The organism is Microbacterium sp. NPDC064978 (genome assembly GCF_044543605.1).
Classification (GTDB): domain Bacteria; phylum Actinomycetota; class Actinomycetes; order Actinomycetales; family Microbacteriaceae; genus Microbacterium; species Microbacterium meiriae.
In genome coordinates, this window is the sequence record NZ_JBITWF010000001.1 from 1,219,260 (window position 1) to 1,238,527 (window position 19,268).

The window sequence follows — 19,268 nt, forward strand, 5'->3', positions numbered from 1 at the left end:
TGCTCGCGCTGCGGGTCGGGCTGTCGCTCGCCGCAGTGCTCGGGCTGCTCTGGTTCCTGCAGCGCCGGGTGTCGAAGACCCAGGCGCGGCGCCGTGACGCGGAGGCGATCACGGTGCTCGGACGCCAGGGCATCGGCCCGAAGGCGCAGCTCGTGGTCGTGCAGACCGACGACGCGCGCTACGTGCTCGGGGTCACCGAGCACGGCGTGAGCGTGGTCGACCGTCTCCCCGTCCGACCCGAGCTCCGGGACACCTCGGAGACGACATCCGCGTCCGAGCGCGATCCGGTGAGCGACGACGCCGAGTTCGACCGCATCCTCGCCGCGGCCGCCCTCACCGGCAACCCGGCAGCGGGCACCGCCGCACCGGAGCTCCGTCGCCGCGTACGGCACCGCAACGACCCGCTCCGCGGTTCCATCCTCTCCCCCGATACCTGGCGGCAGACCGCCGAGGCCCTCCGGCGCGCCCGATGAGCGCGAGCCGTGCCGTCGATCGCGCTCGCGCCTCGCGGCTCCTCGTCGTCGTCGCGGGCGCGATCCTCCTGGCCCTGGTCCTCGTCGTCGTCACCGGCGGCGCCGCGCACGCCGAGATCACCCCGGACGACGGGGAGGGCGTGACGATCGACATCAACGGGATCGACGGCGGGCCGTCCGGATCGATCCTCACCCTCCTGGGGATCACGCTGCTGTCGGTGGCTCCCGCACTGCTTTTGATGATGACGTCGTTCACGAAGATCTTCGTGGTGCTCGCTATGACCAGGAACGCGCTGTCCCTCCCCACCATCCCGCCGAACCAGGTGCTGGCCGGGCTGTCGCTCTTCCTGTCGCTGTTCATCATGTGGCCGGTCCTGACCGAGATCAACACGCTGGCCGTCCAGCCGTACATCGACGGCGCGCTCACGTTCACGCAGGCCGTCGACGTCGGGCAGGGCCCGCTGCGGGAGTGGATGCTGCACTACACGCGCGAGGAGGACCTCGCGCTGATGACCCGTATGGCCGCGCAGGACAACCCGGAGGACGCCGCGAGCGTGCCGATGTACACGCTCATCCCCGCGTTCATGATCTCGGAGCTCCGGGCCGCGTTCATCATCGGCTTCGTGATCTTCGTGCCGTTCCTCGTGATCGACCTCGTGGTGGCCGCGGCGCTGATGTCGATGGGCATGATGATGCTCCCGCCGGTCATGATCTCGCTGCCGTTCAAGATCCTGCTGTTCATCCTCGTCGACGGCTGGGGGCTCATCATCAAAGCCCTCCTGGAGAGCTACGGAGGTGTGGGATGAGCCCCGAGGCCGTCCTCGACATCGGCGCCCAGGGGCTGCTGATCGCGGCCAAGCTCGCCGCACCGATGCTGATCACGGCGCTCGTGGTGGGCTTCGCGATCTCGCTGCTGCAGTCCATCACCCAGGTGCAGGAGGTGACGCTGTCGTTCGTGCCGAAGATCGTCGCCGTCGGCATCGCCCTGCTCATCGCCGGGAACTGGATGATCGCCGAGATCATCGCCTTCACGAACGAGATGTTCGCCCGCATCCCGTCTCTGCTGAGCGGATGAGCCCGTGTTCATCCCGATCGACTTCGCGTGGCTGGAGGCCACGCTGCTCGCCGCCGTGCGGATCACGGCGTTCATCATGATCGCCCCGCCGTTCTCGTATCGGGCGATCCCGGTGCGGGTGAAGGCGATGCTCTCGATCGGACTGTCCCTCGCGGTGGGTGCCGCGGTCGCCCCGGGCTACGAGAGCCTCGACACGGGGCCGTTCCTCGGCGCACTCGTGATCCAGCTCCTCACCGGTGCCCTGCTGGGCTTCCTCGTGCTGCTCTGCTTCTCCGCGGTGCAGGCCGCGGGCAGCCTGATCGACGTGTTCGGCGGGTTCCAGCTCGCCCAGGCCTTCGACCCGGCGGCGATGGTCAACGGCGCGCAGTTCACCCGGCTGTTCCACCTGACGGCGCTCACGCTGCTCTTCGCCTCCGGCGGCTATCAGCTCATCCTCGCAGGGCTCGCCCGCAGCTTCGACGCCGTTCCGGTCGACGGCATCTTCCGTGTGGCGGGACCGACCGAGCTGCTCGTAGACGGGGTGTCCCAGATGGTGCTGGCGGCCGTACAGATCGCCGGCCCTCTGGTGCTGGTGCTCTTCCTCGCCGATGTCGGGCTCGGGCTCATCACGCGCGTGGCGCCGGCACTCAACGCCTTCGCGATGGGCTTCCCGGTCAAGATCCTGCTGACGCTCCTGCTCGCCGGTGCCGTGTACGTCGCGTTCCCCGGCATCGTCGACGCCCTCGCCACCCAGGCCTTCCGCATGATGCAGGGGGTGACGCCGTGAGCGGGTCGGACAGCGGCGAGCGCAGCGAGAAGGCCACCGAGAAGCACCTCCGCGAGGCCAGGCAGAAGGGCCGGATCGCCCGGAGCCAGGACCTGACGGCGTGGCTCGGCATCGGCGCCGCCGCCGTCATGATGCCCGCCGCCATCGCCGCGGGGACAGGCGCCGGCACCGAGCAGCTCATCTCCCTCACCTCGCTCATGCAGGCGCCCTCACCGGACGCCGCCCTCGCGGCCCTCGGGCGGGCCCTCGCCTCGGTGCTGCCGACCCTGGGGGCGCTGCTCGCCGCGGTCGCGATCGTGACGCTGTTCGGTGCGGTGGTGCAGGGCGGCGTGCATCTGCGGAAGCTGTCCGGGCGCTACGAGCAGTTCAACCTCGTCTCCGGGGTCCGGCGGGTGTTCGGCCTGCAGGCCCTCTGGGAGGGGGCGAAGGCCCTGCTGAAGACGGCCGCCATCGCCCTCGCCCTGTGGGTCGTCATCGCCGGCCTCATGCCCGTGCTCACCGCGAGCGGCGCCCACTCCATCTCCCGGCTGCTCGGCACCGCGGCGGACGGGACCGCCGCGCTGCTGCAGACCGCGATCGCGGTGGGCCTGGTGCTCGCGGCCATCGACCTGTTCGTGGTGATGCGTCGCAACCGCAAGCACACCCGCATGACCAAGCGCGAGGTGCGCGACGAGAACAAGAACTCCGAGGGCGATCCGCTCATCCGTCAGCAGCGCCGGTCGCGCCAGCTCGCGGTGAGCCGCAACCGCATGATCGCCGCGGTCGCCGGCTCCGACGTCGTGGTCGTCAACCCCACGCACATCGCCATCGCCTTGGAGTACGACCCCGGCACATCCGCGCCGAAGGTCGTGGCGAAGGGCAGCGGGGTCATCGCCGAGCGCATCCGCGAGAAGGCGCTCGAGTCCGGCGTCCCCCTCGTCCGTGACGTCACCCTCGCCCGAGCCCTGCACGCCGCGTGCGAGCTGGGTCAGGAGATCCCCGAAGACCTCTACAACGCCGTGGCACGCGTGCTCGTGTTCGTCGACGCGCTCCGGCGCCGAGGCGCCGCCCGCGGCATCCACTCTCTCCCGTATCGGAGGACCGTATGAAGAAGCTGCTCATCACGCTCGGGGTGCCGATCGGCGTCGTCGGCATCATCATGCTGCTCGTCGTTCCGGTGCCGCCGTTCCTGCTCGACGTGCTGATCATCCTCAACATCATGTTCGCGCTGGTCATCCTGCTGACCTCGATGTTCGTGAAGAAGCCGCTCGACTTCTCGGTGTTCCCCTCGCTGCTGCTCGTGGCGACGCTGTTCCGGCTGGGGCTGAACGTCGCCTCCACCCGCCTCGTCCTCGGCGAGGCATATGCGGGACAGGTGATCGAGGCGTTCGGGGCGATCGCGGTGGGCGGCTCGCTCATCATCGGCGCCGTGGTCTTCCTCATCCTCGTCGTCATCCAGTTCGTCGTGGTGACCAAGGGTGCAGAGCGCGTGGCCGAGGTGGGCGCCCGGTTCACGCTCGACGCGATGCCGGGCAAGCAGATGGCCATCGACGCCGATCTCAACGCCGGCCTCATCAGCGACACCGAGGCCCGCGAACGCCGGGCGGAGGTGGCGGCCGAGTCCGACTTCTACGGGGCGATGGACGGCGCCTCGAAGTTCGTCAAGGGCGACGCGATCGCCGGACTCGTCATCATCATCATCAACCTCGTCGGCGGCATCGCGATCGGCCTCGTGCAGCACGGCATGTCGATCGACCAGGCGGTGAGCACCTACAGCCTGCTCACGATCGGCGACGGCCTCGTCACGCAGATCCCCGCCCTGCTCATGGCGGTCTCGACCGGCATGATCGTCACCCGCTCGACCGCCGAGGCCGAGATGGGATCGGCCGCGTCCACGCAGCTCGGCCAGTCGCGCAACGCCCTCATCATCGCGGGATGCGCGGCCATCGTCATGTCGCTCATCCCGCACATGCCGATGCTCCCCTTCCTGGTGATCGGCGCCCTGCTGCTCCTCATCGCGCAGCGCATCACCGCGACCCGCAAGCGCGAGGAGGCGGAGGCCGCACAGGCCCCGGCTCCCGCGCCGGTGGACCAGCCCGAGGAGCTCATCGAGCGCATGCGGGTGCATCCTCTGGAGATCCTGCTCGCCCCCGACATCGTCGACCTGGTCACCGGCGGACCCGACGACCTCCTCGCCCGGGTGAAGGCGCTGCGGCGCCGCATCGCACTCGACCTCGGTCTGGTCACCCCGCCCGTGCGCACGAGGGACAGCATCGAACTCCCCCAGGCGACGTACGTCATCCGCATCGCCGGTGTCGAGACCGGACGCGGCACCGCGCCCACCGGGTCGGTCCTGGCCCTCGGGCAGGGGCTGGACAGCCTGCCGGGGACCGCCGCTCTGGACCCGGTGTTCGGTCTCGAGGGCAAGTGGATCCCGATGGAGATGCGTCACAGCGCGGAGTTCGCCGGGGCGACGGTGATCGACAGGGCGAGTGTCATCATCACCCATCTGTCGAGCGTGATCCAGACGCACGCCGCCCGGCTGCTCACCCGGGAGGACGTCCGCCAGCTCACCGACGCCCTGAAGCAGGTCTCCCCGTCGGCGGTCGAGGAGCTCACGCCCGCCCTGCTCTCGCTCGCGGAGGTGCAGCGGGTGCTGCAGGGCCTGCTCGCCGAGCGCGTGCCCATCAACGACCTCAGCCGCATCTACGAGGCGCTCGCGCTCCGTGCCAAGGTCTCCACCGACCCGGAAGGGCTGATCGAGGCGGCCCGTGCCGCGCTGGGCCCTGCCATCGCCTCCCGCTTCGCCGAGGACGGCACGCTCCGGGTTGTGATGATCGCCCCGCTGCTGGAGCAGGCGATGCTGGAGAGCCTCCGTCCCGGCGACGAGGGCTCTCAGATCGTCTTCGATCCACCGCGGATGGAAGCGGTGATCGCGTCGGTGAAGCAGGCCGTGGCCGCGCAGACGGACGGCGGAGAGCCGGTGCTCGTGTGCGCACCATCGCTGCGCCCCGCCGTGCGGCGGCTGGTGTCGGCGCAGACCGACGGCCTCCCCGTGCTCTCCTACAGCGAGGCGACCGCGGCCGCCCTCACGATCGAGACGATCGGGGTGGTCCGGGACTCGTCCACCGCGTCGCTCGGGGCCGCCCCCGCCGCACCAGTAGGCTGAACGAATGCTGGTGTTGACGAGGCGGATCGGTGAGAGCGTACGCATCGACGGCGAGATCGAGGTCACGCTGCTCGACATCAAGGGCGACAGCGTGCGCATCGGCGTCAAGGCCCCGCGGGAGACCCGCATCCAGCGCACCGAGATCATCGAGGCCGTCGTCGCCGAGAACGTCTCCGCCGCCGCCGACACCGACGCGAGCGCCGCGGACGCCATCACCGCGGCACTCGCGCGCGGGCGCGAGAAGCAGACCCCCTAGGCCCGCTCGCCCCGCGGGGCGGTGGCGGAGCGCTCCGCCGCGTTCCGCACGGCGTGCAGGGTCGCGGTCAGCACGGAGCGGTCGCGCCCGGCCGCCCAGCCCGAGCGCACGCCGTCGCGATACTCGATCAGGGTGAGCGCTTCGCTCCCAGCCCCCGATCCGATGCTCGTCTGGTGCAGACTCAGGACTTCGACGGGCAGGCCGATCCCTGCGAGCGCCGTGCCCAGCGCCTCCACCGGACCGACGCCGTCATGGCGGGTCCGTGTCTCGACGCCGTCGGCGTGGAGCGTGATCGTCGTGCACCCTCCCGCGACCTCGGCCTCCGCTCGCAGCGTCGTCGGGCTCGTGCTCGCGAGGTAGGCGGCATCGAAGATGGCCCATACCTCCGCGGCCGAGACCTCGCGTCCCGTCTGCTCGGTGCGCTGCTGGACGTGACGAGCGAGGTCGATCTGCAGGCGCCGCGGCAGCTCGATCCCGTAGGCGTCCTCCAGCAGGTAGGCGATGCCGCCCTTCCCGGACTGCGAGTTGACGCGGATCACGGCGTCGTAGCTGCGGCCGATGTCCGCCGGGTCGATGGGAAGATACGGCACGCGCCATTCGATGTCCCGTTCCGCGCGGCCTGCCCTCGCAGCACGGGCGCGATGTTCCGCGAACCCCTTCCGGATGGCGTCCTGATGGGTGCCGGAGAAGGCGGTGTGCACGAGGTCGCCCGCATACGGATGCCGCGCATGGATGTCGATCCCGTTGCAGTGCGCGACCGTCCGGCGGATCTCGTCGATATCGGAGAAGTCGATCATCGGGTCGACGCCCTGCGCGTGCAGGTTGAGGGCGAGGGTCACGAGGTCGACGTTGCCGGTGCGCTCCCCGTTACCGAAGAGGCACCCCTCGACCCGCTGCGCGCCGGCGAGGACGGCGAGTTCCGCACAGGCGACGCCGGTGCCGCGGTCGTTATGGGGATGCACGGACAGGATGACCCCCTCACGACGCCCGAGATTGCGGTGCATGTACTCGATCTGGTCCGCGTAGACGTTCGGGGTCGCGACCTCGACGGTCGCCGGCAGGTTCAGGATCACGGGACGCTCGGGGCTCGCGTCCCACAGGGTCGTCATCGCGTCGCACACCTCGAGGACGAAGTCCGGCTCGGTGAGGGTGAACACCTCCGGGGAGAACTCGAAGCGGACGTTGTCGAGGTCTCCCGCGAACCGCAGCACGTCCTCCCCTCCGGCGAGGATCAGCGCGGTGAGCCCCTCACGGTCCTGTCCGAGGACGACGTCCCGCCAGGTGGGCGCGGTGGCGGTGTACATGTGGATGACGACGGGATTGCGGATGCCGCGCACGGACTCCACGGTCCGTTCGATGAGTTCGCGTCGCGCCGGCGTGAACACCACGATCGTCACGTCGGCGGGAGCGAGGTCGGTCTCGGCGAGGAGCCGGACGAAGTCGTAGTCCGTCCGGGAGGCCGAGGGGTAGCCGACTTCGATCTCCTTGTAGCCCATGGCGACCATGAGCTCGAAGAACCGTCGCTTGCGGGACGGGTCCATCGGCTCGGCCAGCGCCTGGTTCCCGTCGCGGAGATCCACCGGGACCCAGAGCGGCGCCTGCGTCAGTCGCGCGCTCGGCCAGGTCGGGGTCTCCAGCGGAACGGCGACGCGGGAGTACACGTCTCGATAGCGGTTCGAGGGCATCTGCGAGGGCCGCTGCCGATTCCAGTGCGGAGCGTCGTCGGGCAGGACACCGGAGGGAGTCGAGAGGGTCGGGAAAGCGCGGGACGGGGTCATGGTCTGGTTCCTGTTCGGATCGCGGGGAGGGCGACCGACGCGTGCTGCGGCTCCACGACGAGGAGCCGGTCTGATCAGGCCCCGCCGTGGCGGCGAAGGAGGAGGAACCGGAGCGTGCGCATACGGGCACTCTACCACAACTCCTCAGACAAGCAGAGAAGTGCGTCGGATGCGAGAATGGGCCCATGACGACCGTGCGCCGCGAATCCCTCGCCGAACAGGCCGCCGAGCTCCTTCTCGCACGCATCGGAGCCGGCGAGTGGCAGGTCGGCGGCAAGCTGCCGGGCGAGACGACGCTCGCTCCGCAGCTCGGGGTCGGAAGGTCGACGGCCAGGGAGGCGATCCGGATCCTCGCGGGGCGAGGCGTGCTCGCCACACGCCAGGGCGCCGGGGTCTTCGTCACGGCCACGGAACCCGCCGCGAGTTGGGATGCCGTCCTCGATCGCGCCGACATCATCGCCGTCCTCGAGGCCCGCACCGCGATCGAGGTCGAAGCCGCGGCTCTCGCCGCCGAGCGCCGGACCTCCGCAGACCTGGACGAGCTGACGCGCACGCTCGCGGAACGTGACCGTCGTCGCACGGACGTCCGCGCGCACGTCGAGGCGGACATGGCCTTCCACCGCGCCGTCGTCGTCGCGTCCGGCAATCCTGTGCTGCGGGAGCTGTTCGACGGCTTCGCCCCCCGCTCGCTGCAGGCGATGATCGACATGCTGCGCATCCGCGGCCATCACGGCGACGATGCTGACCAGGAGGCGCACGCGCGAATCGGCGACGCTATCGTCGCGCGCGACCCGAGAGCAGCCGCCGCCCTGACGCGCGAGCACCTCGACACGACGAAGAGGCTGTTCGGCTGACGCCGGAGGGCCTGGTCACACGGCGGCCAGGTCTGTCTCCTGCGCCCGCTTCCACTGATCCCCACCGGCATCGCGCGCCCGGCACGCCGCCGATGCCGCCGCCGCGACGAGAGCGTCGTAGTCGTACCCGGCGACGGATGCCGTCGCCCAGCCGATGCTCGCGGAGGAACGGATGCCGGTCGCCGGCGCGTCCAGGTCCATGATCGACACGGATCCCAGGATCGCCCTCAGATGGAAGCGCACCGCCTCGTCGCTGCCGTGGATGAGGACGATCGCGCGGTCGTCGGCGACCCGTTCCGCATCGGCGGTCGCCGGAAGCGCGTCGCAGATGTCCGTGTGGAACCGGTCCGCGATGCGTCGGAACCCGGCGCTGCTCGACGCCTCGCGGAGGTCGGCGGGATCGTCCAGGCGGACGTCGAGGACCGACCACGCGGGGTCCTTCTGCGCTGCCGCCTTGCGCAGACGATCCCTGGCACGGTTCGCGGCGCCGTCGGTCCCCGGCGGCGCGCTCTCCACCCGGACGAGGAGCACGAGCGTGAACGCCGCGCAGGTGCTCATGACGATCGTCCCCAGGGCGTTCACTCCGCGGAGCGCGCTGAGCTGCTCCTCGGTGCTCACGCCCCCGGAGACGAGGGCGGACCCCGCGCTGACGACGGCGACCACCACGAAGCCGCACGCGGCGAGCGCAAGCGGCAGGACGATGTCCCGCGTCGCCGCCTGCCCACGCGTCAGCTCCCAGGCGAGCAGCCCGGCGAAGACCGCCATCGCCAGGAAGACGACGTGGAACACCGGCAGATACCAGCGCGTGCCCGCCGTCAGGATCAGGGCTGCGGGCACCCCGACGAGCGCGACGATGACCGGAAGCCAAGGTGCCGTGCGCTCGAAATGCATCCGCACGCCGATCCACACCAGCGGCACGAAGCAGACGACGATGGCGGACGCGGCCGCCCGCAGCACGGGGCTGCCGGTGTGGTGCCCGGCCAGCCACAGGTAGGCGCCGAGCATCCCGATACCGAAGGCGACCCCCCAGACGATGGTCGCCCTGCTCGGTCGGGCGAGAGTCGCGAGACCGACGACGACCGCGGTGAGCACGGTCACCACCGCCACCATGCTCGTGGTGACATCGACGCTCACGGGCACGAGCGGTGTCATACGGGGTCCTCTTTCGTTCGTCGGGGGAAACGGACGGTGACGGTGGTGCCGACGTCCACCTCGCTCGACACGAGGATGACGCCGCCGTGCGCGACCACGATGTCCCGCGCGATGCCCATGCCGAGCCCGGTACCGGGGATGCCGCCGCGCACGGCGCTGTCGGCGCGGAAGTACGGCTCGAACAGCCGCGGCAGCTCGTCCTCGGAGATGCCGATCCCCGTGTCCGCCACCGTGACCTCCGCATGGCCGTCGGACTCCACCAGCCGTACCGTGATGCGACCGCCTCCCTCCGTGTACTTGGCGGCGTTGCCCAGGAGGTTGTCCACCACCTGACGCAACCGGAACGCGTCTCCCGTGATCACCACCCGCTCCGCCCCATCGAGCACGAGTTCCTGGCGCGCGGCGCCCATCAGGGGCGCGAACGATGCGGCGGACTCCTCCACGACCACGCGCAGGTCCACCGGCTCGAAGGGGTCGTGCGAGATCCGCCCCGTCTGAGCCTGCATGCTCGTGACGAGATCCTGCAGCCGCTCCCCGGCGTCCGCGATGACCTCGATCTGCGCCGGCACCCGGCCGGGGAGGTCGTCGCGCTCCCGCAGGAGCTCGACATGGCCGATGATCGCCGTGAGCGGGTTGCGCAGTTCGTGGGAGATCACGGCGGTCAGCGCCCGACGCTCCTCGGCGGCCTCGAGGAGGGCGGTGACGTCATCGATGACGACGAGGGTGATGCTCTCCCCCTCCCGGGCACTTGCGATGGGCTGGGTGGTCACGGCCAGGGCATGCCACTGCCCTGCACCGTCGTACAGCCACACCCGCTCCTCCCGCATCTGCTCCCCCGCGGCGGCTCGTGCCAGCGTGGTGCGCTCCGGCATCAGAGCCGTTCCGCGCCGCGCGTCGTACTCGACGGAGGCCGACGGGAGCGCTGTGCCGAAGCGGTCGCGGCCGTACAGGGCGCGGTAGGCGTCGTTCATCTGCAGGACGCGGCCCGCGGAGGTGACCACCACCAGCGCGATGCCCAGCGCGTCGATGACCTGCGTGACGCGCTCCTGGTTCGTCTCGGCCCGCTCCGCCGCCCTGTTCACCTGTTCGGAACGGCGCTGCAGGAGCCGCCGCGCCGCACCGGAGCGCTGGGCGCCGATACGGACGGTCACGCCGAGGAAGCTCAGGGTGATGACGACGGTGAGCACCCGGAGCAGCACGTCCTCCGGCGGCCCGGAGCGGTCCGCGAAGAACACGAGGCAGCCGCCGCTGAGGACGATGCCGACGAACACCCAGGGCATCGAGAAGTAGGTCGCCAACCAGACCACCGGGAACACCCAGAGGAAGCCGAGCCGGAGATCCGGCACGTTCGTCGTCAGTCCCACCCCGAGCACGTCCAGCAGCGGGAGGACGGTCACCGCCGTGCGCGGCAGGCGCCGCCAGGGCACCATGAGCGCCACCAGGGTGGTGACCACGATGAGGCCGATCCCCCCGATGAACAGCGGGATCGCGAGGGTCTGCGGCTTGAAGCCCGCGACCATCACCACGATGGCGACGATGCTCGCAGTGAACACCAGCTGCCACCGCCAGATCGAGACCGTGCGGATCATCAAGGCCCGCCTCCCGGTCGATCCTCAGCATTCACGCAAGATTACTCAAAGATCGTCACTTCTCGCTCTTCAGGTGGCCTTCCCGTCCTATGATTCTGAGTGGGAGTCGACGCTGCGACTGGGGATTTCGCAGAAGCTGGGGCCGCGCGAGTGGGGATTCGCAGGCATCCGGGGCCGCGGTGGGGGAGCCGCGGCCTCGACCCCTCTCCTCAGACGGGCCGGTCGTCGGAGGTCAGACGGTAGCCGACGCCGCGCACCGTCTCGATGTAGCGGGGGGCGTTCGGGTTGTCACCGAGCTTCCGGCGCAGATTGGCCATGTGCGTCTCGATGGCCCGTTTATCCGGCTCGCTCACCCGGTCGAACGCATCTCCGGAGAGGCCGCGCAGCCCGCGTGCGAGGTCGGCTTTGCTGCAGACTCTGCGGCCGGCCTCGAGGAGCGCGGCGAGCAGGTCGAACTCGGTGGGGGTGAGTTCGACGGGGCGCTGGGAGACGAGCACGAGACGCGTATCGAGGTCGAGGCTGAGGTCGCGGTGCACGAGCCCTCGCCACGTGGCGACGGTGGCGTCGGCGGCGGCGATGACCGGCAGGGACGCGCTCGACACCGCGGAGGCCGTCGAGACGGTAACCCGGGGCGGCGGGGCGCTCGCGGCCGCGGGCGTCCCCTTGTCCGCCACGGACAGGCGGGTACGGCGGAGGAGCGCCTCGATCCGCGCCCGCAGCTCGCGCGGCCGGAAGGGCTTGACCAGGTATTCGTCGGCACCGGAGGTGAGGCCCAGCACCACGTCCGACTCCTCGGCAAGGGCGGACAGCATGATGATGAAGGTGTCGCTGACCCGTCGGATGCGTCGCGCGACCTCGAACCCGTCGATGCCGGGGAGGTTGATGTCGAGGGTGGTGATGATCGGGTGGTGCGCCGCCACTGCCGCGAGACCGTCCGGACCGGAACCCGCCAGCACGGTGCGGAAGCCCGCGGCGAGGAACACCTCGTCCAGGAGCGACCGCACACCGGGGTCGTCTTCGATGATGACCGCGACCAGCGGCGTCTCCCCCGTCACGCGCGCTCCTCGCGGGCGATCGTGACGAAGCGCGGCGCGTCGGCGTCCAGCTCCGAGGGGTCGAGGTCGTCCTCGTCGTCGCCGGCTCCGACGGGGCGTTCGATCTCGACGTCCCACCAGGCGTCGGCGAGCTCCTCCGCCATGCCGCGGCCCCACTCCACGACCACGACCGACCGCTCCAGATCGAGGTCGAGGTCGTCGAGTTCGGCGGCGGAGCCGAGGCGGTACGCGTCCACGTGCACGAGCGGCGCTCGGCCGACCAGGGACGGGTGGGTGCGGGCGATCACGAAGGTCGGGCTCTGCACGGGCCCCCGCACACCGAGTCCCTCGGCCAGACCCCGGGTGAACGTGGTCTTGCCCGCCCCCAGGGGTCCGGTGAGGATGAGCAGGTCGCCCGGTTCGAGCTGCTCGCCGATGCGCAGCCCGAGCTGCTCCATCTCCTCGGAGGTGGCGATCCGCCGGCGTCCGAGGAACGCCGGGTTCAGGCTCACGTCGTCCTCCGCGGCACCCGGTGCCCGATGCGGGTGACGATCTCGTAGCCGATGGTGCCGGCGGCCTCCGCCCAGTCCGCGGCCGAGGGCACGCCGAGGGTCGGGTCCCCGAAGAGAGTGACCTCGTCGCCGACCGCGACCGGGGCGTCGCCGACGTCCACGACGAACTGATCCATCGCGATCCGTCCCACGTTCGTGTAGCGCCGCCCTCCGATGGACACGGGCAGTCGCCCCGAGGCGCTGCGGGGGACGCCGTCGGCATACCCCAGCGGCACGAGCGCCAGGGTGGTCTCCCGGTCCGTGCGGTGCGCGTAGTCGTAGGAGACCCCGGTGCCGGCGGGAACGCGCCGCACGGCGGCGACCGCCCCACGAAGGGTCATGGCCGGACGCAGGCCCAGTTCCGCCGAGGAGCGGTCGTCGAAGGGGGAGAGGCCGTAGGTGCCGATGCCGATGCGGACGGCGTCCAGTCGCGTCTCGGGAAGGTCGATGGCGGCGGCCGTGGCGGCGATGTGGCGGATCTCGGGTCGCACGCCGAGAGCGGCGGCCTGCGCCACCCCTTCCTCGAATCGGGCGAGCGCGGCACGGTCGTCGGCGGGCGAGGCGTTGGAGAGGTGGCTGAAGAGTCCCACGACCCTGACCCGTCCGATGCGCTCCAGGCGAGCGGCCTCCGCGAGCACCGTCCCCCAGTCGTCGGGGGCGATGCCGTTGCGCGACAACCCGGTCTCGAGCTTCAGGTGCACGGCGACCGGGCGGTCTCCGGATGCGGCGGCGGCCGCCGCCTGCAGCTGGTCGTATGACGAGATGCCGAGCTCGATCCCCTCGGCGGCCGCCTGGACGAAGCGCTCCCCCGGAGCGTGCAGCCAGGCCACGATCGGGGCGTGCACGCCCTGACGCCGCAGCTCCAGTGCCTCCGGGATCTCGGCCACGCCGAGGCGGGTGGCGCCGGCGGAGAGAGCCGCCACGGCGGCCGCGGCGGCACCGTGGCCGTACGCGTTCGCCTTCACGACGACGAGCACCTCCACGCCGGTCAGGCGACGGAAGTGCCGCACGTTGTCGGCGATCGCATCCAGGTCGATCGTCGCCTCGCGGAACGGGACGGTCACAGCGGGGCTCCTTCGGCGACGACGAACGCGGCAGCGAGACCGGCGTCGTGGGTGAGGGTGAGGTGCAGCGTGAGGATGCCGCGCTCCTCGACCACCGCGGCGGTGGATCCGGACAGGACGAAGTGCGGTCGCCCTGAGGGCTCGGAGGCGATCTCGATCTCGGTCCAGTGCACGCCGTCGGAGCCGCCGAGGGCCTTGATCAGCGCTTCCTTCGCGGCGTACCGCGCGGCCAGGGACGGCAGGCGGAGCTCCCGTTCGGACGGGGCGAACAGCCGCTCCCGCAGCCGCGGGGTCCTGGTCATCGTGCGCTCGAACCGCGGGATGTCCACGAGGTCGATGCCGGTGCCGATGATCACGCGTTCAGCCTACTCGGGCTTCCCCACCCACCCCGTTACGAACGCCCCACCCCTCTGCGTGCGCACGCAGAGGGGTGGGGCGAACAGAACAGGGTGGGTCGGCGGTCACTCCACCGTGACGGACTTCGCGAGGTTGCGCGGCTGGTCCACGTCGAGGCCCTTCGCGGTCGCCAGCGCCATCGCGAAGATCTGCAGCGGGACGACGGCGAGCAGCGGCTCGAACATGGGGCCGGCGAGCGGGATGTGGATGACCTCGTCGGCGAAGGGCAGCACGGCGGCGTCGCCCTCCTCCGCCACCACGATCACGCGGGCACCGCGGGCGCGGATCTCCTGGATGTTGGAGACGACCTTGGAGTGCACGAGTGCCGAGTGCCGCGGCGACGGCACGAGCACGAACACGGGCTGGCCCGGCTCGATCAGCGCGATCGGACCGTGCTTGAGCTCGCCGGCGGCGAAGCCCTCCGCATGGATGTAGGAGATCTCCTTGAGCTTGAGCGCCCCCTCGAGCGCGATCGGGTAGCCCACGTGGCGACCGAGGAAGAGCACCGAACGGGTGTCGGCCATCCAGCCCGCGAGCTGGGTCACGTGCTCGTGCTCGCTCTCCAGCACCTTCGCGACCTTCTCCGGCAGCGCGGCGAGCTCCTCGACATCGGTCGAGGCGTCGGCCACGACGCCGCGGACGCGTCCCATGTGCAGGCCGAGCAGGAGCAGGGCCGTGATCTGGGCGGAGAACGCCTTGGTCGAGGCGACGGCGACCTCCGGGCCGGCGTGCGTGTAGACGACGGCGTCGGACTCGCGCGGGATCGTCGCCCCCTGCGTGTTGCAGACGGACAGCGTGCGGGCACCGCGCTCCCGGGCGTACTTCACGGCCATCAGGGTGTCCATGGTCTCGCCGGACTGGCTGATCGAGACGACGAGGGTGTCCGCGCCGATGACGGGGTCGCGGTACCGGAACTCGTGGGCGAGCTCGACGTCGACCGCCACGCGCGCCCACTGCTCGATCGCGTACTTGCCGACGAGGGCCGCGTAGGACGCGGTGCCGCACGCGGTGATGATGACGCGGTTGATGCCGACGAACAGGTCGTCGAGACCGTCCAGCTCCGGGATGACGACCTGACCGTCGCGGATGCGGCCGCGGATCGTGTTCGCGACGGCTTCCGGCTGCTCCGCGACCTCCTTGGCCATGAAGCTCGACCATCCGCCCTTCTCGGCGGCGGCGGCGTCCCACGAGACGTCGAACGGCTCGGCGGCGACGGGCGTGCCGGCGAAGTCGGTCACGGTCACCGCGTCGGGAGTGATCGAGACGATCTGGTCCTGACCGATCGCGAGGGCCTTGCGGGTGTGCTCCACGAAGGCGGCGACGTCGGAGCCGAGGAAGTTCTCCCCCTCGCCCAGACCGATCACGAGCGGCGAGTTGCGGCGAGCGCCGACGACGAGACCCGGGTGGTCCTGGTGCATCGCGAGGAGCGTGAAGGCGCCCTCGAGGCGGTTGACGACGGCGCGGAACGCGAGCGCGAGGTCGCCCCCGTTACCGGCATACTCGCGGCCGAGCAGAGCCGCGGCCACCTCGGTGTCGGTCTCGCTGCGGAAGGCGACGCCGTCGGCGAGGAGTTCGTCGCGCAGCGCGGCGAAGTTCTCGATGATGCCGTTGTGGATCACCGCGAGCTTGTCGTCGTCGGCGAGGTGCGGGTGCGCGTTGACGTCGGTCGGGCCGCCGTGCGTGGCCCACCGGGTGTGACCGATGCCGGTCGTGCCGTCGGCGAGGGGTGCATCGCCGAGCGAGTCGCGCAGCATGGCGAGCTTGCCCGCCTTCTTGCGCATGCCCAGCGTTCCGTCGCCGTCGATCACGGCGATGCCCGCGGAGTCATAGCCGCGGTACTCGAGCCGGGCGAGGCCGGCGAGAAGGATGTCCTGGCTGGGCCGCGGGCCCACGTATCCGACGATTCCACACATGGGGATAAGGGTAAGCGGGAATTTTTGCGAGTCGTCCGAACAATAGGACGCCCGCCAGGGCGGCTCAGAGCTTGCGCAGCAGCACGCTCTCCACGTCGTGATCCGCGCCCTTGCGCAGAACCAGCCGCGCGCGGTGCCGCGTGGGCATGACGTTCTCGACGAGGTTCGGCATGTTGATCTCGTTCCAATATCCCAGTGCGGTGGTGATCGCCTCCTCGTCGGTGAGGTGCGCGAACACGTTGAAGTAGGACGACGGGTTGCTGAAGGCCCCCTGCCGCAGCGCGAGGAACCGGTCGACGTACCACTTCTCGATGTGCGCGGTGTCGGCGTCCACGAAGATCGAGAAGTCGAAGAGGTCGCTGACGGCGACGTCGTTCGGCGCGGGCGGAGGCTGCAGGACGTTGAGCCCCTCGACGATCACGACGTCGGGGCGGCGCACCACGACGTGCGCGTCCGGCACGATGTCGTAGCGCATGTGGGAGTAGAACGGCGCCCGCACCTCGGGCGCTCCGCTCTTGACCTCCGTGAGGAACTCGATCAGCGCCCGGCGGTCGTACGACTCCGGGAAGCCCTTGCGGTCCATGAGGCCCCGGCGCTCCAGCTCGGCGTTCGGGTAGAGGAAGCCGTCCGTCGTCACCAGCTCCACGCGCGGCGTCCCCGGCCACCGGCTCATCAGCTCGCGGAGGAGCCGGGCGATGGTCGACTTGCCCACGGCCACGGAGCCGGCGACACCGACGACGAAGGGCGTGGTCGTGTCGTCCTCCTGGAGGAACGACGAGGTGGCCGCACCGAGCTGCTTCGTCGCGCTCGCGTACAGGCTCAGCAGCCGGCTCAACGGGAGGTAGACCTCACGGACCTCGGTGAGGTCGAGACGATCGCCGATCCCCCGCAGCTCCACGACCTCGGTCTCGGTGAGGGGCTGGTCGAGTCCGGCGGCGAGACGCGCCCACTCCGCGCGCCCGATCTCCCGGTACGGCGACAGCGGCAGCGTGGGGTCGGCGGTGGTCACGTCGTCCATCGTAACCGCGCGCGAGTATCCTCATCCCGTGCGCCTGGGAGTCCTCGACATCGGATCCAACACCGTCCACATGCTCGCCGCCGACGTGCGCCCGGGCGGACGACCGCTCGCGACCACGAGCGACCGGACCGTGCTGCGCCTCATGCGGTACCTCACACCGGACGGGGCGATCGCGGAGGACGGCGTGCAGGCCCTGGAGACCGCTGTCGCGCAGGCGCGCCGGGTGGCGGAGGCGGAACGCGTGGACGCGCTCCTCGCCACGGCCACGAGCGCCGTGCGCGATGCCCGCAACGGAGCCGAGGTGATCGCGCGCATCGAGGCCGTCCTGGGTCAGTCGCTCCAGGTGCTCGACGGGGAGACCGAGGCCGCGCTCACCTTCCTCGCGGTGCGGCGCTGGTTCGGGTGGTCCGCCGGCCAGCTGCTGCTCCTCGACATCGGCGGCGGCTCCCTGGAGATCGCCGCGGGCGCCGAGGAGGTGCCGGACGTCGCCGCCTCCGTGCCGCTCGGAGCCGGGCGCATGACGGTGCAGTTCCTCCCGCAGGATCCGCCAGGTGAGGACGATGTGGAGCGGCTGCGGGCACACGCCGCAGCGACTCTCGACGTGGTCGTCCCCCGGTTCCATGCCCTCCCCCGTCCGGACCACGTCGTGGGGTCCTCCAAGGCGATCCGTTCGCTCGCACGGTTGGTCGGCTATCCCGTCCCCGGCTGGTCGGGTATCGAGCGGATGCTGCTCCCCCGCGAGGCGCTCGGGTCGTGGATCCCGCGGCTCGCGCGCCTTCCCGCCTCGGCGCGCCAGGAGCTCCCGGGGATCACGCCCGACCGGACGTTCCAGATCGTGGCGGCCGCGGTGTCGCTGCATGCTGCGATGAGCGCACTGGGGGTGGAGGAGCTGGAGGTGTCGCCGTGGGCGCTGCGCGAAGGAGTGCTGCTGCGGTACATCGAGCAGCTCGGGCCGCGATCCTGAGAGGGCTGCTCCGGCGGCGCGGATAGCATGACGCCATGACCCCGACCCTCGCCACCCGTGCCCCGCGCGGCAGGGTGGCAGCCCGCGTCGCCCTGGTCGGCTACCTGCTGTTCGTGGGCTTCACCGTCTGGCTGCCCGCGGCCGTGTCGTCCAAGGTCACGGGTCTCGTGGGCGTGATGGCCCGCTGGGTCGCGGAAGCCGGCATCGCGCCCTACCAGCAGAGCGCCGTGGTGCTGGAGATCCTGGCCAACGTCGCCCTCTTCGTCCCTGTCGGGCTGTTGCTGCCCTTCGCCTGGCCACGGCTTCGACTCTGGCAGGTCACGCTCGCCGGTGGTCTGCTGAGCGTCGTGATCGAGACGGTGCAGGGCTTGATGCCGTCCCGGTTCCCCACGCTCAGCGACGTGATCGCCAACACCACCGGCACCTTCCTCGGAGCCGTCGTGGCGACTCTGCTGCTGGCCCTGTTGTCACGCGGTCCGGACGGACCGAGGGACCCTAGGCTGGCTTCGTGACCCTCCCTCCCCTCGACGGCCCGCCGGCCGGCATGAGCCGCCGAGAGTGGCGCGAGCAGCAGGACCAGCCCGCGCGCGCCGCCGTCCCCGAGAACGGCGTCAGTCCGATCGCCGCTGCCGGCGAGACACTGACCATCCTGACGGTGTGCACCGGGAACATCTGCCGCTCTCCCCTCGCCGAGGTGCTCCTTCGACAGCGGCTCGAGCCGCTGGGCGTCCGCGTGCACAGCGCCGGGACGCACGCGCTCGACGGGCACGGCATGCCGGAGGAAGCCCTCGAACTCGTCACGCAGGGCGGCGCCGACTCGACGATCGCCATGGCCCACCGCGCCCGGTACCTCGTCGAGCCGTACATCGCTGAGGCGGACCTCGTACTGACGATGGCGCGGGAGCACCGTTCCGCCGTCGTGAAGATGATGCCGGCGGCTCTCCGACGGACGTTCACTCTGCGCGAGTTCGCCCGACTCGCATCGACGCTGAGCACCGACGAGGCCCAGGACGCCGCCCGGGGCGACGGAGCACAGCGCGATCGGTTCGCCGCCGTGCTCCGCGCCGTCGGGGATCAGCGCGGCCTCACCCCCGCACGGCCGGAGGACGACGACGTCGTCGATCCGTACCGCCGTTCGCGGGAGACCTACGCGCTCTCGGGTGCGCAGCTCACCCCGGCGCTGACCGAGGTCGAGCGGATCGTCCGCGCGGCGCTCCGCTGAGACGACCGCGAAGCA

At 70.9% G+C, this 19,268-nt stretch carries 20 protein-coding genes; 11 read left to right on the forward strand and 9 right to left on the reverse strand.

Going from position 1 to position 19,268, the window contains the following annotated elements:
- Positions 1-35: 35 nt before the first annotated feature.
- Genes ACIGJI_RS06080 through csrA form a run of 7 tightly spaced genes read left to right on the forward strand, consistent with a single transcriptional unit; the run spans position 36 to position 5,718 of the window.
- Positions 36-473: a flagellar biosynthetic protein FliO gene (locus tag ACIGJI_RS06080; RefSeq protein WP_232089187.1), complete on the forward strand. Its 438-nt coding sequence runs from the start codon at positions 36-38 to the stop codon at positions 471-473.
- On the forward strand, positions 470-1,279 hold the full coding sequence (gene fliP / locus ACIGJI_RS06085; protein WP_363445522.1) for a flagellar type III secretion system pore protein FliP: 810 nt from the start codon (positions 470-472) through the stop codon (positions 1,277-1,279). Before ACIGJI_RS06080 ends, fliP begins: the two co-directional genes overlap by 4 nt.
- Positions 1,276-1,548 (forward strand): flagellar biosynthesis protein FliQ, encoded by a 273-nt coding sequence (gene fliQ / locus ACIGJI_RS06090; RefSeq protein WP_025104366.1) that lies wholly within the window; start codon positions 1,276-1,278, stop codon positions 1,546-1,548. The genes fliP and fliQ overlap by 4 nt, the downstream gene beginning before the upstream one ends.
- A gap of 4 nt (positions 1,549-1,552) precedes the next feature.
- Positions 1,553-2,314 carry a flagellar biosynthetic protein FliR gene (locus tag ACIGJI_RS06095; protein ID WP_187663396.1) on the forward strand — a complete coding sequence of 254 codons (762 nt, stop codon included), beginning with the start codon at positions 1,553-1,555 and terminating at the stop codon, positions 2,312-2,314.
- Positions 2,311-3,402 (forward strand): flagellar biosynthesis protein FlhB, encoded by a 1,092-nt coding sequence (locus tag ACIGJI_RS06100; protein ID WP_187663395.1) that lies wholly within the window; start codon positions 2,311-2,313, stop codon positions 3,400-3,402. Before ACIGJI_RS06095 ends, ACIGJI_RS06100 begins: the two co-directional genes overlap by 4 nt.
- Entirely contained in the window at positions 3,399-5,462 is a 2,064-nt protein-coding gene (locus tag ACIGJI_RS06105) for a flagellar biosynthesis protein FlhA (protein ID WP_187663394.1), read from the forward strand. The genes ACIGJI_RS06100 and ACIGJI_RS06105 overlap by 4 nt, the downstream gene beginning before the upstream one ends.
- 4 nt (positions 5,463-5,466) lie before the next feature.
- Positions 5,467-5,718 (forward strand): carbon storage regulator CsrA, encoded by a 252-nt coding sequence (gene csrA / locus ACIGJI_RS06110; RefSeq protein ID WP_025104370.1) that lies wholly within the window; start codon positions 5,467-5,469, stop codon positions 5,716-5,718.
- Here the strand turns inward: csrA and ACIGJI_RS06115 are convergent.
- Complete coding sequence (locus tag ACIGJI_RS06115; RefSeq protein WP_363445953.1) at positions 5,715-7,403, reverse strand: 2-isopropylmalate synthase; 1,689 nt, start codon at positions 7,401-7,403, stop codon at positions 5,715-5,717. The genes csrA and ACIGJI_RS06115 overlap by 4 nt on opposite strands.
- 278 nt (positions 7,404-7,681) lie before the next feature.
- Between ACIGJI_RS06115 and ACIGJI_RS06120 the strand changes: the two genes are divergently transcribed.
- Entirely contained in the window at positions 7,682-8,350 is a 669-nt protein-coding gene (locus ACIGJI_RS06120) for a FadR/GntR family transcriptional regulator (RefSeq protein ID WP_187663392.1), read from the forward strand.
- 15 nt (positions 8,351-8,365) lie between these two features.
- On the opposite strand, the gene ACIGJI_RS06125 is transcribed toward ACIGJI_RS06120, so the two are convergent.
- The 8 genes from ACIGJI_RS06125 to coaA all read right to left on the reverse strand — a co-directional run bounded on the left by ACIGJI_RS06125 (position 8,366) and on the right by coaA (position 17,067).
- Complete coding sequence (locus tag ACIGJI_RS06125) at positions 8,366-9,502, reverse strand: hypothetical protein (protein ID WP_187663391.1); 1,137 nt, start codon at positions 9,500-9,502, stop codon at positions 8,366-8,368.
- Positions 9,499-11,091 (reverse strand): PAS domain-containing sensor histidine kinase, encoded by a 1,593-nt coding sequence (locus ACIGJI_RS06130; protein ID WP_366244642.1) that lies wholly within the window; start codon positions 11,089-11,091, stop codon positions 9,499-9,501. The genes ACIGJI_RS06125 and ACIGJI_RS06130 overlap by 4 nt, the downstream gene beginning before the upstream one ends.
- A 209-nt stretch (positions 11,092-11,300) precedes the next feature.
- Positions 11,301-12,146: a response regulator transcription factor gene (locus ACIGJI_RS06135; RefSeq protein WP_363445518.1), complete on the reverse strand. Its 846-nt coding sequence runs from the start codon at positions 12,144-12,146 to the stop codon at positions 11,301-11,303.
- On the reverse strand, positions 12,143-12,637 hold the full coding sequence (gene tsaE, locus ACIGJI_RS06140) for a tRNA (adenosine(37)-N6)-threonylcarbamoyltransferase complex ATPase subunit type 1 TsaE (protein WP_396667016.1): 495 nt from the start codon (positions 12,635-12,637) through the stop codon (positions 12,143-12,145). The genes ACIGJI_RS06135 and tsaE overlap by 4 nt, the downstream gene beginning before the upstream one ends.
- Positions 12,634-13,740: an alanine racemase gene (alr, locus tag ACIGJI_RS06145; protein ID WP_363445516.1), complete on the reverse strand. Its 1,107-nt coding sequence runs from the start codon at positions 13,738-13,740 to the stop codon at positions 12,634-12,636. Before alr ends, tsaE begins: the two co-directional genes overlap by 4 nt.
- Positions 13,737-14,096: a holo-ACP synthase gene (locus tag ACIGJI_RS06150; protein ID WP_187663387.1), complete on the reverse strand. Its 360-nt coding sequence runs from the start codon at positions 14,094-14,096 to the stop codon at positions 13,737-13,739. Before ACIGJI_RS06150 ends, alr begins: the two co-directional genes overlap by 4 nt.
- Positions 14,097-14,201: 105 nt before the next feature.
- Complete coding sequence (glmS, locus tag ACIGJI_RS06155) at positions 14,202-16,049, reverse strand: glutamine--fructose-6-phosphate transaminase (isomerizing) (RefSeq protein ID WP_280567385.1); 1,848 nt, start codon at positions 16,047-16,049, stop codon at positions 14,202-14,204.
- A 64-nt stretch (positions 16,050-16,113) separates the two neighbouring features.
- Positions 16,114-17,067, reverse strand: a complete 954-nt coding sequence (coaA, locus tag ACIGJI_RS06160; protein WP_071327518.1) for a type I pantothenate kinase — start codon at positions 17,065-17,067, stop codon at positions 16,114-16,116.
- Positions 17,068-17,095: 28 nt separating this feature from the next.
- Here coaA and ACIGJI_RS06165 point away from each other — a divergent pair, with 28 nt between their 5' ends.
- Genes ACIGJI_RS06165 through ACIGJI_RS06175 form a run of 3 tightly spaced genes read left to right on the forward strand, consistent with a single transcriptional unit; the run spans position 17,096 to position 19,253 of the window.
- On the forward strand, positions 17,096-18,031 hold the full coding sequence (locus ACIGJI_RS06165) for a Ppx/GppA family phosphatase (RefSeq protein WP_363445513.1): 936 nt from the start codon (positions 17,096-17,098) through the stop codon (positions 18,029-18,031).
- Between the two features lie 35 nt (positions 18,032-18,066).
- Positions 18,067-18,543 carry a VanZ family protein gene (locus tag ACIGJI_RS06170; protein ID WP_363445511.1) on the forward strand — a complete coding sequence of 159 codons (477 nt, stop codon included), beginning with the start codon at positions 18,067-18,069 and terminating at the stop codon, positions 18,541-18,543.
- A complete protein-coding gene (locus ACIGJI_RS06175) occupies positions 18,540-19,253 on the forward strand; it encodes a low molecular weight phosphatase family protein (RefSeq protein WP_363445509.1) in 714 nt (237 codons plus the stop codon). Before ACIGJI_RS06170 ends, ACIGJI_RS06175 begins: the two co-directional genes overlap by 4 nt.
- Positions 19,254-19,268: the final 15 nt, after the last annotated feature.

What these genes read in the sequence shown, in the direction of transcription:
- fliP (WP_363445522.1), top strand. Translation starts at nt 470, where the DNA reads ATGAGCGCGAGCCGTGCCGTCGATCGCGCTCGCGCCTCGCGGCTCCTC.
- fliQ (WP_025104366.1), top strand. Translation starts at nt 1,276, where the DNA reads ATGAGCCCCGAGGCCGTCCTCGACATCGGCGCCCAGGGGCTGCTGATC.
- ACIGJI_RS06105 (WP_187663394.1), top strand. Translation starts at nt 3,399, where the DNA reads ATGAAGAAGCTGCTCATCACGCTCGGGGTGCCGATCGGCGTCGTCGGC.
- csrA (WP_025104370.1), top strand. Translation starts at nt 5,467, where the DNA reads ATGCTGGTGTTGACGAGGCGGATCGGTGAGAGCGTACGCATCGACGGC.
- ACIGJI_RS06115 (WP_363445953.1), bottom strand. Translation starts at nt 7,403, where the DNA reads ATGCCCTCGAACCGCTATCGAGACGTGTACTCCCGCGTCGCCGTTCCG.
- ACIGJI_RS06120 (WP_187663392.1), top strand. Translation starts at nt 7,682, where the DNA reads ATGACGACCGTGCGCCGCGAATCCCTCGCCGAACAGGCCGCCGAGCTC.
- ACIGJI_RS06125 (WP_187663391.1), bottom strand. Translation starts at nt 9,502, where the DNA reads ATGACACCGCTCGTGCCCGTGAGCGTCGATGTCACCACGAGCATGGTG.
- ACIGJI_RS06130 (WP_366244642.1), bottom strand. Translation starts at nt 11,091, where the DNA reads ATGATCCGCACGGTCTCGATCTGGCGGTGGCAGCTGGTGTTCACTGCG.
- glmS (WP_280567385.1), bottom strand. Translation starts at nt 16,049, where the DNA reads ATGTGTGGAATCGTCGGATACGTGGGCCCGCGGCCCAGCCAGGACATC.
- coaA (WP_071327518.1), bottom strand. Translation starts at nt 17,067, where the DNA reads ATGGACGACGTGACCACCGCCGACCCCACGCTGCCGCTGTCGCCGTAC.
- ACIGJI_RS06170 (WP_363445511.1), top strand. Translation starts at nt 18,067, where the DNA reads ATGACCCCGACCCTCGCCACCCGTGCCCCGCGCGGCAGGGTGGCAGCC.